15 protein-coding genes are annotated in these 11,827 nt (G+C 73.6%); all 15 read left to right on the top strand.

The window, feature by feature from the left end; translation table 11 throughout:
• Window position 1 precedes the first annotated feature (1 nt).
• Window positions 2–292 carry a hypothetical protein gene (locus QOZ88_RS10875; RefSeq protein ID WP_091933677.1) on the top strand — a complete coding sequence of 97 codons (291 nt, stop codon included), beginning with the start codon at window positions 2–4 and terminating at the stop codon, window positions 290–292.
• 180 nt (window positions 293–472) lie between these two features.
• Complete coding sequence (locus QOZ88_RS10870; protein WP_305999789.1) at window positions 473–2,221, top strand: proline--tRNA ligase; 1,749 nt, start codon at window positions 473–475, stop codon at window positions 2,219–2,221.
• 293 nt (window positions 2,222–2,514) lie between these two features.
• Window positions 2,515–2,982: a 30S ribosomal protein S16 gene (rpsP, locus tag QOZ88_RS10865; protein WP_305999788.1), complete on the top strand. Its 468-nt coding sequence runs from the start codon at window positions 2,515–2,517 to the stop codon at window positions 2,980–2,982.
• 3 nt (window positions 2,983–2,985) lie between these two features.
• On the top strand, window positions 2,986–3,222 hold the full coding sequence (locus tag QOZ88_RS10860; RefSeq protein WP_091933685.1) for an RNA-binding protein: 237 nt from the start codon (window positions 2,986–2,988) through the stop codon (window positions 3,220–3,222).
• Window positions 3,223–3,234: 12 nt separating this feature from the next.
• On the top strand, window positions 3,235–3,780 hold the full coding sequence (gene rimM, locus QOZ88_RS10855) for a ribosome maturation factor RimM (RefSeq protein ID WP_305999787.1): 546 nt from the start codon (window positions 3,235–3,237) through the stop codon (window positions 3,778–3,780).
• A complete protein-coding gene (gene trmD, locus QOZ88_RS10850; protein WP_305999786.1) occupies window positions 3,777–4,514 on the top strand; it encodes a tRNA (guanosine(37)-N1)-methyltransferase TrmD in 738 nt (245 codons plus the stop codon). The genes rimM and trmD overlap by 4 nt, the downstream gene beginning before the upstream one ends.
• Window positions 4,507–5,004: an NUDIX hydrolase gene (locus tag QOZ88_RS10845; RefSeq protein WP_305999785.1), complete on the top strand. Its 498-nt coding sequence runs from the start codon at window positions 4,507–4,509 to the stop codon at window positions 5,002–5,004. The genes trmD and QOZ88_RS10845 overlap by 8 nt, the downstream gene beginning before the upstream one ends.
• Before the next feature lie 146 nt (window positions 5,005–5,150).
• Window positions 5,151–5,507: a 50S ribosomal protein L19 gene (rplS, locus tag QOZ88_RS10840; RefSeq protein ID WP_091933693.1), complete on the top strand. Its 357-nt coding sequence runs from the start codon at window positions 5,151–5,153 to the stop codon at window positions 5,505–5,507.
• Window positions 5,508–5,586: 79 nt separating this feature from the next.
• Window positions 5,587–6,534, top strand: a complete 948-nt coding sequence (gene lepB / locus QOZ88_RS10835) for a signal peptidase I (protein ID WP_305999784.1) — start codon at window positions 5,587–5,589, stop codon at window positions 6,532–6,534.
• Between the two features lie 147 nt (window positions 6,535–6,681).
• Window positions 6,682–7,404, top strand: coding sequence for a response regulator transcription factor (locus tag QOZ88_RS10830; protein WP_305999783.1), 723 nt, complete (start codon window positions 6,682–6,684; stop codon window positions 7,402–7,404).
• A 109-nt stretch (window positions 7,405–7,513) separates the two neighbouring features.
• Window positions 7,514–8,302, top strand: a complete 789-nt coding sequence (locus QOZ88_RS10825) for a ribonuclease HII (protein ID WP_305999782.1) — start codon at window positions 7,514–7,516, stop codon at window positions 8,300–8,302.
• Window positions 8,299–8,619: a DUF2469 domain-containing protein gene (locus tag QOZ88_RS10820; RefSeq protein WP_029432918.1), complete on the top strand. Its 321-nt coding sequence runs from the start codon at window positions 8,299–8,301 to the stop codon at window positions 8,617–8,619. The genes QOZ88_RS10825 and QOZ88_RS10820 overlap by 4 nt, the downstream gene beginning before the upstream one ends.
• A gap of 78 nt (window positions 8,620–8,697) precedes the next feature.
• Complete coding sequence (locus QOZ88_RS10815) at window positions 8,698–9,057, top strand: YraN family protein (RefSeq protein WP_305999781.1); 360 nt, start codon at window positions 8,698–8,700, stop codon at window positions 9,055–9,057.
• Window positions 9,054–10,574: a YifB family Mg chelatase-like AAA ATPase gene (locus tag QOZ88_RS10810; RefSeq protein WP_305999780.1), complete on the top strand. Its 1,521-nt coding sequence runs from the start codon at window positions 9,054–9,056 to the stop codon at window positions 10,572–10,574. The genes QOZ88_RS10815 and QOZ88_RS10810 overlap by 4 nt, the downstream gene beginning before the upstream one ends.
• A complete protein-coding gene (dprA, locus tag QOZ88_RS10805; RefSeq protein WP_305999779.1) occupies window positions 10,571–11,821 on the top strand; it encodes a DNA-processing protein DprA in 1,251 nt (416 codons plus the stop codon). The genes QOZ88_RS10810 and dprA overlap by 4 nt, the downstream gene beginning before the upstream one ends.
• Window positions 11,822–11,827: the final 6 nt, after the last annotated feature.

The following is an 11,827-nucleotide window of genomic DNA, read 5'->3' as shown; positions in this document are numbered from 1 at the left end:
AATGACCACTATCTCGATGCGCGTACTTGAAGAGGCTCTCGCTCTTGTGGCTGAGCATGTTCGCCAAACCGTGGGGGACAGTGTCTACATCGAGCATGACTACTTTTGGTCCGTCCCGGCGGACGAGCTTTACAACATTGACCAACCGCCCGGCGACCTGACTTTGGGGCAACTGAGCGAGTGTCTTCAGCAGATCGAATCCCTGGTCAACGAGCCCGACGACGTAATCGCGTATCACATGGTGTGGCTTGGTGAACTGCTGAAGGCCGTAGGCCACAAAGTTGTCGGCTAGACCCGAATGACTCCACGAGCGATGCCGGATGGGGAGTCAGCTGCGAAGTAGTAGCCCAGTTGATCTTGACACAACTAGCTAGGACATGCGGACTGCGTGACGGAATCGCCGTTGGTGCGCGGCCGACCGTCGGCGGAGGGCTCTGGAGAAGGTGTTCGCCCTGCCTGGGAGACTGCTCCCGTGCTGTTGCGGATGTCGACCCTGTTCCTGCGGACCCTTCGGGACGACCCGGCCGACGCCGAGGTCGCCAGTCACCGCCTGCTCGCGCGGGCCGGCTACATCCGGCGGGCCGCGCCTGGCGGGTTCACCTGGCTGCCGCTGGGCTTCCGCGTGTTCCGCAACGTCGAGCGCATCATCCGCGAGGAGATGGATGCGATGGGCGCGCAGGAGGTGCACTTCCCCTCGCTGCTGCCCAAGGAGCCCTACGAGGCCACCGGTCGCTGGACCGAGTACGGCGACAACCTCTTCCGGCTCAAGGACCGCCGCGGCGTGGACCACCTGCTCGGTCCCACGCACGAGGAGATGTTCACGCTCCTGGTGAAGGACCTGTACTCGTCGTACAAGGACCTGCCGCTCTCGCTCTACCAGATCCAGACCAAGTTCCGGGACGAGGCGCGGCCCCGGGCCGGGTTGCTGCGCGGCCGCGAGTTCACGATGAAGGACAGCTACTCCTTCGACGTCGACGACGCCGGGCTGGACACGTCCTACGCCGCACACCGGGACGCCTACATCCGGATCTTCGACCGGCTCGGCCTGGAGTACGCCATCGTCTCGGCGATGTCGGGCGCCATGGGTGGCTCGAAGAGCGAGGAGTTCCTGCACCCGACCGAGATCGGGGAGGACACTTTCGTCCGCTCGGCCGGCGGCTACGCGGCCAACGTCGAGGCGGTCACCACCGTCGTCCCCGACGAGATCCCGCTGGAGGGCCTGCCCGAGGCGCACGTCGAGGACACCCCCGACACCCCGACCATCGAGACGCTCGTCGCCGTCGCCCAGCAGATGTTCCCCGACGCCGGCTACACCGCGGCCTCGACGCTCAAGAACGTCGTCGTCACGCTGGTGCACCCCGACGGCACCCGCGAGCCGCTGGTCATCGGCATCCCCGGCGACCGCGACGTCGACGCCAAGCGGCTGGAGGCGCAGCTCGCCCCGGCCGAGGTGGAGCCGTTCACCGAGTTCGACAAGCACCCGGCGCTGGTCAGGGGCTACATCGGCCCACAGGCGCTCGGCAGCGAGAGCGAGTCGGGGATCCGCTACCTGGTCGACCCGCGCGTGGTCACCGGCACCCGTTGGATCACCGGTGCCAACGAGCCCGGCAAGCACGTGTTCGACCTGGTCGCCGGGCGGGACTTCACCTGGGACGGCGTCATCGAGGCCGCCGAGGTGCTCGCCGGCGACCCCGCGCCCGACGGCTCCGGCCCGCTGGAGCTCGCCCGCGGCGTGGAGATCGGCCACATCTTCCAGCTGGGCCGCAAGTACGCCGAGGCGCTGGAGCTCAAGGTCCTCGACGAGAACGGCAAGCTCGTCACCGTCACGATGGGCTCCTACGGCATCGGCGTCTCCCGCGCCGTCGCCGCCATCGCCGAGTCCACCCACGACGAGCTCGGGCTGGTCTGGCCGCGCGAGGTCGCCCCGGCCGACGTGCACATCGTGGCCACCGGCAAGGACGCCGCCATCTTCGAGGCCGGCGAGTCCCTCGCCGCCGAACTGGTCGCCGCCGGCCTCACCGTGCTCTACGACGACCGGCCGAAGGTGAGCCCCGGCGTGAAGTTCAAGGACGCCGAGCTGCTCGGGATGCCGACGATCGTCACCGTGGGGCGCGGCCTGGCCGAGGGCGTCCTGGAGCTGCGCGATCGCGTTACGGGTGAGCGCGAGGAGATCCCCGTGGCCGACGCCGCATCCCGCGTGCTGGCCGCCGTCCGCCCCTGACCGCCGCCACGATCAGGGAACCTGATCATCGAGCGTCCTCCCTCACGGTGTGCGGTGAGGGAGGACGCGCCGCGGTGGGGGAGGACGGCGACCGGCGGCTGCGGTCGGGGTGGTCGCCGGGGCCGACCCGGCTGCGTGCCTGCCCCATCCGGCCGTCTGGCATCATGGTCGGTCGAACACGGCGTCGGCGGCCCTCTCACCGGTGACGTGCGTGTCCCTGGCTCCGCCCCGGCGTACCCCCACACGTCGCCCGGCGAGCACCCGAAACGCGTTCGAGGAGAACACCACACACCGTGGCCACCAAGATCAAGCTCATGCGCCTGGGCAAGATGCGCGCCCCGTACTACCGCATCGTCGTCGCCGACGCCCGCACCAAGCGGGACGGCCGCTCGATCGAGACGATCGGCAAGTACCACCCGAAGGAGGACCCCTCCTTCATCGAGGTCGACAGCGAGCGGGCGCAGTACTGGCTGGGTGTCGGCGCGCAGCCGACCGAGGCCGTCGCCGCCATCTTCCGAGTGACCGGTGACTGGCAGAAGTTCAAGGGCGAGGCCGCGCCGCCGCCCATGAAGGTCGCCGCCCCGAAGCCGGACAAGAAGGCCCTCTACGAGGAGGCCGTCCGCGCGGGCATGGGCGAGGAGCCGGCCGCCGGCGCCACCACCCCGAAGAAGAAGGCCGCCCCCAAGGCCGAGGCTCCCAAGGCGGACGCCGCCGAGGCTCCCGCGGCCGAGGCTGCTCCGGCCGAGACGCCGGCCGGGTAAGACGTGCTCGAAGAAGCGCTCGAGCACCTGGTCAGGGGCATCGTCGACAACCCCGACGACGTCACCGTCGACCTGCTCACCAACCGCCGCGGCAAGACCCTCGAGGTCCGCGTCCACCCGGACGACCTCGGCAAGGTCATCGGCCGCGGCGGGCGCACCGCCAAGGCGCTGCGCCAGGTGATGACCGGGGTCGGCGGACGGGGCCTGCGGGTCGACGTCGTCGACACCGACGGGCGCTGAGCACCCGCTCCTTTGAGCACCGAGAACGAACCCACCGACACCGTGGTGGTCGGCCGCATCGGCCGACCCCACGGTGTCCGTGGTCTGGCCACCGTCGAGGTGCGCACCGACGACCCCGAGGGGCGCTTCGCCCCGGGGACGGTGCTGCTGACCGAGCCGGCCGAGCGCGGCCCGCTGACCGTCGTTGACCGGCGGTGGCACAGCGGAACCCTGCTGCTCCAGCTCGCCGCGCCGGACGGCGCCGTCTACGACGTCCGCGAGGCCGTCGACGAGTTGCGCAACACCCTGCTCCTGGTCCGGGTCGCCGACCTCCCCGAGCTCGACGACCCCGAGTCCTACTACGACCACCAGCTCGTCGGCCTGGCCGCCCGGCTCCCCGACGGCACGGTGCTCGGCGAGGTCACCGCCGTCCGCCACGAGGCGCAGGACCTGCTGGTCGTCCGCCGCGCGGAGGGCGGGGACGCGCTGATCCCGTTCGTCACGGCGATCGTGCCGACCGTCGACGTCGCCGGCGGCTTCGTCGTCGTCGACCCGCCCGAGGGGCTGCTCGACCTGTGAGTTTCCGGATCGACGTCGTCACGATCTTCCCGGAGTACCTGGCGCCGCTGCGGCAGTCGCTGCTGGGCAAGGCCATCGAGCGCGGCCTGGTCACCGTCGGCGTGCACGACCTGCGCCAGTGGACCGACGACGTGCACCGCACCGTCGACGACGCTCCCTACGGCGGCGGCCCCGGCATGGTCATGAAGCCCGAGCCGTGGGGGCGCGCGCTCGACGCCGTCCGCCCGCCCGGCACCCGGCTGGTGGTCCCGACCCCCGCGGGCCGGCCGTTCACCCACGCGATGGCGGTGGAGTGGGCGTCCGAGCCCGGGCTGGTGTTCGCCTGCGGCCGCTACGAAGGCATCGACCAGCGCGTCGCCGACTGGGCGGCCGGCGCCGGACCGGTCTCCGAGGTCTCCATCGGCGACTACGTGCTCGCCGGCGGGGAGTCCGCCGTGCTGGTGATGACCGAGGCCGTCACCCGGCTCATCCCCGGTGTGCTCGGCAACCGGGAGTCCGCCGAGCTCGACTCGCACGCCGACGGGCTGCTCGAGGGCCCCTCCTACACGCGTCCGGCCAACTGGCGGGGCCACGAGGTGCCGCCGGTGCTGCTGTCGGGCGACCACGCGGCGATCGCGCGCTGGCGGCGGGCCGAGTCGCTGCGCCGCACCGCCGCCCGCCGTCCCGACCTGCTGGCCGCCCTGCCCGAGGGCTCGCTCACCGACGCGGAGCGGGCGGCGCCGGCCGGTGGGTGAGCGGCCGGTCCAGCGGACGACGGCGCGCGTCGTCGTCCTCGACCCGGACGGCCGGGTGCTGCTGCTCGGCGCCCGGCTGCCCGACCCCTCCGTGCCGCCCGGTGAGGTGCTGTTCTGGTACACGCCCGGCGGGGGAGTGGAGGACGGCGAGACGCTCCGCGCGGCCGCCGTCCGGAAGCTGGCCGAGGAGATCGGGCTGCGCGTCGAGCCCGCCGCACTCGAGGGCCCGGTGTGGCTGCGCAGGCACGTCGGGCCGTTCGGCGAGCAGGTCTTCGACACCCGCGAGACGTTCTTCGTGCTGCGCGACGTCGTCCACGACGTGGTCCCCGGCGCGCTGACCGAGCTGGAGCTGCTCGCCGACGAGCCGCACCGGTGGTGGTCGACGGGCGAGCTGGCGGCGGGCGGGGCTCTCGTCCCGGCCGATCTCCCGGCGCTGGTGGCGGAGCTGCGGGCGGGACCGTGGACGGGGCCGCCGCGCATCGTCGCCTGACGATGTGGCACAGTAGAGAGTCGCTGCTGACCGACGGCCGGGCTGTCGGGAGCTCCGCACCGGAGCCGCAGCTCCCCGGATCGGACAGCCGGGGCGTTCCGCTGTCCGAACCGAGAACGAGCCACCTGAGACTGAGGACTGCCGAGATGAACACCCTGGACGCACTCGACGCCGACTCGTTGCGCGACGACATCCCCTCGTTCCGCCCGGGTGACACCGTCAAGGTGCACGTCCGCGTCATCGAGGGCAACCGCTCGCGCATCCAGGTCTTCCAGGGCGTCGTCATCCGCCGTCAGGGCGGGGGCATCCGCGAGACCTTCACCGTGCGCAAGGTCAGCTTCGGTGTCGGGGTCGAGCGCACCTTCCCGGTGCACACCCCGGTCGTCGAGAAGATCGAGGTGCTGACCCGCGGTGACGTGCGCCGCGCCAAGCTGTACTACCTCCGCGAGCTGCGCGGCAAGGCCGCCAAGATCAAGGAGAAGCGCGAGACCGTCGCGCGCTGACCTCTCCCCGAGGACACGCCTGCAGCCGGCCCGACCGGCTGGAACTCGGCGGGTCTCCCGCGCCGTACGCTGGCTCCTGATGAGCAGCGACCGGCCCGGGGGGCCCGCCGACGTCGTCCCGGGCGAACCCGACGAACCCGACGACACCACGGGAGCCGCGCCGGCGGCCGACGCCACACGGCGGCGCCGGAAGGACGACGCGAAGAAGGGCTCGCTGCTGCGCGAGCTGCCCGTCCTGCTGCTGATCGCCTTCGTGCTCGCCCTCGTCGTCAAGACGTTCTTCGTGCAGGCGTTCTTCATCCCGTCCGGCTCGATGGAGCAGACGCTGCACGGCTGCACCGGGTGCACCGGCGACCGGGTGCTGGTCAACAAGGTGCCCTACTGGTTCGGCGAGCCCGAGCCCGGCGACATCGTCGTCTTCCGCGGCCCCGACACCTGGACGCCGGAGATCAGGGTCGAGGAGCCGGACAACTGGTTCACCGGCGCGCTGCTGTGGCTGGGCCGCACGATCGGCGTCGCACCGCCGAGCGAGGACGACTTCGTCAAGCGCGTCATCGCCACCGAGGGCCAGACCGTGCAGTGCTGCGACATCGAGGGCCGGGTCACCGTCGACGGCGAACCGCTCGAGGAGCCCTACATCTTCGAGGACACGCCCATCGAGACCCGGCCGTTCGGCCCGGTGACGGTGCCCGAGGGGCGGCTGTGGGTGATGGGTGACCACCGGTCGGCGTCGGCGGACTCCCGCTCGCACGTGGGTGACCAGTACGCGGGCACCATCGGCGTCGACGACGTCATCGGCAAGGCCGCGGTCATCGTGTGGCCGCTGGACCGGTTCGGGCTGCTGGACTCACCGGACATCCAGGGCGTCGAGGCGAGCGGGGCCGTGCCGCCGGTCGCTCCCGCGGGTGCGGTGAGCCCGGTCGGTGCGGTGGCGGTGCTGCCCTACGCGGTCGGGCTGGCCGGCGCGGTGCCGATCACCGCCTGGCGCCGACGCCGGCGGTCGCGGGAGGTCCCGCCCTCGCGGTGATGGTCGAGCCGTTACCGGAGTGATCCGGACGTGCGCCGCCAATGGTGCGGAAAAGTGCGGAAAGAATTGCTGGAAAAGCATTCAAGCAACCGTTTCACCCTTCCGATGGAGTGATTGCACCTTCCCGGAAGTGAAACGGAGTCAGTTGTGTCTGCACCCATGGCGAGCACCGCGCGCGGCATCACCCGCGTGCTCCTCCTCGCCGACGCGCCCGTCCTGCGCCGGGGGCTGGTGAGCATGATCAACGAGACCGCCGGCATGCAGGCGGTCGGCACCCCCGGCGAGCTGCGGCGGGCCCTCACGCTGGTCGAGACCGCCCGCCCCGACGCCGTCGTGGTGGAGCTGGGCTCCGGCCGGGCGGCCACGCTGAACGCCTGCCGCGACCTGCGGCGCCGCTTCCCCCGGGTCGCGATCGTCGCGCTGGCCACCTCGGAGGACCCGGCCGTGGTCAACGAGGCCCTGGCCGCCGGCATCCGCGGCTACCTCATGATCAACACGTCCCCGACGCTGCTCGGCTGGGCGATCCTGGCGGCCCGCGCCGGGCGCACCGTCGTCGACCCGCAGATCCGCCGGGTGGAGCCCTCCGCGGTGCCCGCGGCCAAGCCGTTCACCCCCGAGGTGCCGCTGACCCGCCGCGAGCAGGACGTCCTCGACGAGCTGCTCCAGGGCCAGTCGAACCGGCAGATCGGCCACAACCTCTTCATCAGCGAGGACACCGTCAAGTCCCACGTCAAGGCCATCCTGCGCAAGCTGGGTGCCCGTGACCGGGCGCACGCGGTCTCCCTGGTCCTGTCCAACCGCACCCCCGGCTGCGGCTGCGGCGTGCACCCGGCGCCGGCCGAGTCGCCCGAGGCGATCGCCGACCTCTGACCCGATCCTCCGTCGGCTCCGCAGGCCGGTTCCCGTTCCCGGGAGCCGGCCTGCGGGGCGTCCGGGGGGCGGTCGTGCTGTCACAGCGCCGTCGTACTGTCGTGCGGCGATGGCCGCTCGTCCCACCTCCACCCGTTCCACGCCGGCGCTCCGCGTCCGGCGCACCCTCGCCGATGACCGGCCCGACGCGCTCTGGGACATGGAGCGCGCGCTGCGCCGGCGGGGGTTCGAGGCGATCGCCGGAGCCGACGAAGCCGGGCGCGGTGCCTGCGCCGGCCCGCTGGTCGCCGCGGCCTGCATCCTCCCCGCCGGACGCCGGGGCCGGGTGCCGGGGCTGGCCGATTCCAAGCTGCTCACCGCGGCCGCCCGGGAGCGCGCGTACGACGAGATCGTCGACCGGGCGGTGGCGTGGTCGGTCGTCGTCCTGCCCGTGGAGGACCTCGACGCCCGGGGCATGCACGTCACGAACATCGAAGCGCTGCGCCGCGCGGTCTGCACGCTCGACCCCGGCCCGGACTACGTGCTGACCGACGGCTTCCCGGTGCCCGGGCTCGCCCGCCCGGGGCTGGCCGTGTGGAAGGGGGACCGGGTGGCCGCCTGCGTCGCCGCCGCCTCGGTGCTGGCCAAGGTGACGCGCGACCGCATCATGTGCGAGCTGCACGAACGCTGGCCGGAGTACGACTTCGCCGGCCACAAGGGCTACATCACCGACGTGCACACCGCCGCGCTGGAGCGCCACGGGCCCTGCCCCGAGCACCGGATGCGCTTCGTCAACGTGCGCAGTGCCCGCGACGCGCACGCCGCGCGGACCACCCACCTGACCGGTTCCGGCGTCATGGTCGATGATGGGCCCATGCGCCCTGTGTCCTTCGCCCTGACGAGCACCGAGGACCGATGAGCACCGAAGACCTCGAGAAGTACGAGACCGAGATGGAGCTGCAGCTCTATCGCGAGTACCGGGACATCGTCCGGCAGTTCACCTACGTGGTGGAGACCGAGCGCCGGTTCTACCTGGCCAACTCCGTGGACCTGCAGGTGCGCGAGGCCGGGGGAGAGGTCTTCTTCGAGCTGAAGCTCTCCGACGCCTGGGTGTGGGACATGTACCGGCCCGCCCGCTTCGTGCGCAACGTGCGGGTGCTGACGTTCAAGGACGTCAACGTCGAGGAGCTCGACAAGCCCGACCTCGAGCTGCCGGACGGGCCCCGGCTGCCGTAGCCGTCCACACGCCCCGGCGCCGTCCACAGATCGCCACCGGGGCTGGGCCGGCCGGATCCGCGGCGGCACGGTCGGGGGGTGCCTCCCACCACCGAACTCGGCGCCCGCGGTGAACGCATCGCCGTCGCCTACCTGACCGACGCCGGCCTGCGCGTCCTCGACCGCAACTGGCGCTGCCGCGAGGGCGAGCTCGACCTCGTCGCGCGGGACGGCGACGCCCTCGTCTTCTGCGAGGTGAAGACGCGGAGGGGAACCGGCTACGGCCACCCCGTGGAGGCGGTCACGCCCGCCAAGCGGCGGCGGATCCGGGTGCTGGCGCAGCGCTGGCTGGCCGCGCACGACGACCACGCACCGGTGGTGCGCTTCGACGTGGTGGGCGTGCTCGTGCACCCGGAGCGCCCGGCGGTCGTCACGCACCTGCGGGGGGCGTTCTCGTGACGCTCGCCCGCACGTGGTCGGTCGGGCTCGCCGGCGTCCGCGGCGCCATGGTGGAGGTGGAGGTGGACATCGCCGCCGGGCTGCCCGGTGTGGTGCTCGTCGGGTTGCCCGACGCCGTGGTCCGCCAGTCGGTCGACCGGGTGCGCGCCGCGATCGCCAACGCCGGCGGGGAGTTCCCCGTCCGCCGCGTGACCATCGGTCTCTCGCCGGCGTCGATGCCCAAGCAGGGGAGCGGCTTCGACCTCGCCCTGGCCGCCGCCGTGCTGGCCGCCGCGGGAGCGGTGCCCGAGGCGGCCGTCGACCGGCTGGTGCTCCTGGGGGAGCTCGGGCTGGACGGCTCGGTGCGGGCGATCCGCGGTGTCCTGCCCGCGGTGCTCGCCGCGGCGCGGGCCGGGCACGGCCAGGTCGTCGTCCCGGCGGCCAACGCGGCCGAGGCCGCCCTGGTCGACCGGGTCGAGGTGCTCGCCGTCGCCACCCTCACCCAGCTCGTCGCCCACCTGAGAGGCGCGGAGCGGCTGACCGCGCACCTCCGAGGAGCCGAGCCGGCCCTCCCGCCGGTCCCCGAGCTCGGGGACGTCGTCGGGCAGGCCGCAGGCCGCCGGGCGGTGGAGATCGCCGCCGCCGGTGGGCACCACCTCTACCTCGCCGGACCGCCCGGGGCAGGGAAGACGATGCTCGCCGAGCGGCTCCCCGGGCTGCTGCCACCGCTGGACGACGAGGCGGCGCTCGAGGTCACCGCCATCCACTCCGTCGCGGGCACCCTGCCGCCCGAGGCGCCGCTGGTCACCCGGCCGACCTTCGAGGCGCCGCACCACTCGGCGACCATGGCCGCGCTGATCGGCGGCGGCTCGGGCCAGATCCGGCCCGGCGCGCTCTGCCGGGCCCACCGCGGCGTGCTCTTCCTCGACGAGGCGCCCGAGTTCCCCCGGGCCGTGCTCGACACCCTCCGCCAGCCGCTGGAGCGGGGCCAGGTCACAATCCAGCGGGCCGCGGGTGCCGCAACGTTCCCGTGCCGGGCGCAGCTCGTGCTGGCCGCGAACCCCTGCCCGTGCGCGACCGCCGCAGGCGACACCGCCTGCACCTGCAGCCCGCTGGAGCGGCGGCGCTACCAGGCGCGGCTGTCCGGGCCGCTGCTGGACCGGGTGGACCTGCGGGTCGAGCTACCGCCGGTCACCCGGGCGGCCTGGCTCGACGGGCTCCCGGCCCCGGAGTCCACCGCCGTGGTCGCCGCCCGGGTGGCGCGGGCACGGGCGGTGGCGGGGGCTCGGCTGGCCGGCACCGGTCTCTCCCTCAACAGCGAGGTGCCGGGTCGCCTGCTGCGCGACCGGTTCGCCGTCCCGCGCGCGTCGCTCCGGCTGGCGGAGCGGGCGCTGGAGCGCGGGTCGATCTCGGTGCGCGGGTTCGACCGGGTGGTGCGCGTGGCGTGGACCGTCGCCGACCTGGCCGGCCGGACCGTGCCGTGTGCCGACGACGTCGCCGAGGCCCTCGGCATGCGGCTGCAGCGGGCCGCGGCATGACCACTCTCGAGGAGGACCTGGAGGACGCCGCAGCGGCGCCGCGGGGGGCCGGCGCGGTGCACCCGGGGGTGCGCCGGGCGCGGGCGTGGCTGAGCCGCGCGGTGGAACCGGGCACCGTCGACCTCTGGCGCTACGTCGAGGAGGTCGGCCCGGTCGAGGCCGTGCGGCGGCTGCGGGCGGGGAGCGCGCCGGCCGGCATCCGGTCGCTGGTCGGTGCACGGGTGGCGGAGGATGCCACCCTCCCCGACCTCCGCCGCGCCGAGGCCTGCGGCGCCCGGCTGGTGGTGCCCGAGGACGGCGAGTGGCCCGCGTACCAGCTGCACGCGCTGACGGTCGCGGTCGCCGACGAACCGCTCGTGCGGAGGGACCAGAGCAAGCGCACGCAGGCGCTGGTCCCCCCGATGGCGCTGTGGGTGCGGGGGCCGGCCCGTCTCGACGAGCTGACGGAGCGCTCGGTCGCCGTGGTGGGTGCCCGCGCGTCCAGCGCCTACGGCGAGCACGTGGCCGGGGAGCTGGGTCACCAGCTCGGCGAGCGGGGCTGGACCGTCGTCTCCGGGGGCGCCTTCGGCATCGACGGGGCCGCCCACCGCGGGGCGCTGGCAGCGGAGGCGCCGACCATCGCGGTGCTCGCCTGCGGCGTGGACCGCTCCTACCCGGCCGGCAACGGTGCCCTGTTCCACCGGATCGCGGAGGACGGCCTGCTGGTGAGCGAGTGGCCGCCCGGCTGCGCCCCGCTGCGGCACCGCTTCCTCGTCCGCAACCGCCTCATCGCGGCCCTGACGCGGGGGACGGTGGTCGTGGAGGCAGCTGCCCGGTCGGGCGCGCAGGCCACGGCGCACCGCGCGCAGAAGCTCGGCCGCCCGGTCATGGTGGTGCCGGGACCGGTGACCAGCGCGCTGTCCGTGGGCTGCCACGAGTTGCTGCGCGACGAGCACGTCGGCGCCGTCCTGGTGACGACCGCGGCCCAGGTCATCGAGGCCGTCGGCCGCATCGGCGACGACCTCGCCCCGCCGATCGAGCGCCCGGGCTCGCCCCGCGACGGGCTCTCCGACGTCGCCGCCCGCGTGCTCGACGCCTGCCCGGTGCGCACCGGCGTCAGCCCCGAGCGGCTCGCGAGGAGCGCGGGGTGCGACGTCCTGGACGTGCTCCGGGTGCTGCCGTCGCTGGAGCTGGCCCAGCTCGTCGAGTGGACGGGCACCGGCTGGCGGTTGGCCCCGCCGCCCAAGCCACCCGGCGCGGCGGCTTGACCGGCG

The sequence above is a fragment of the Blastococcus carthaginiensis genome, assembly GCF_030731085.1.
In the GTDB taxonomy this organism is placed as follows: Bacteria; Actinomycetota; Actinomycetes; order Mycobacteriales; family Geodermatophilaceae; genus Blastococcus; species Blastococcus carthaginiensis.
This window is presented reverse-complemented; position numbering and strand designations above follow the sequence as displayed.

Coding starts and splice junctions, on each gene's coding strand:
- QOZ88_RS10875 (WP_091933677.1), top strand. CDS start 2: ATGACCACTATCTCGATGCGCGTACTTGAAGAGGCTCTCGCTCTTGTG.
- QOZ88_RS10820 (WP_029432918.1), top strand. CDS start 8,299: ATGAGCACCGAAGACCTCGAGAAGTACGAGACCGAGATGGAGCTGCAG.
- dprA (WP_305999779.1), top strand. CDS start 10,571: ATGACCACTCTCGAGGAGGACCTGGAGGACGCCGCAGCGGCGCCGCGG.
- lepB (WP_305999784.1), top strand. CDS start 5,587: ATGAGCAGCGACCGGCCCGGGGGGCCCGCCGACGTCGTCCCGGGCGAA.
- QOZ88_RS10825 (WP_305999782.1), top strand. CDS start 7,514: ATGGCCGCTCGTCCCACCTCCACCCGTTCCACGCCGGCGCTCCGCGTC.
- rplS (WP_091933693.1), top strand. CDS start 5,151: ATGAACACCCTGGACGCACTCGACGCCGACTCGTTGCGCGACGACATC.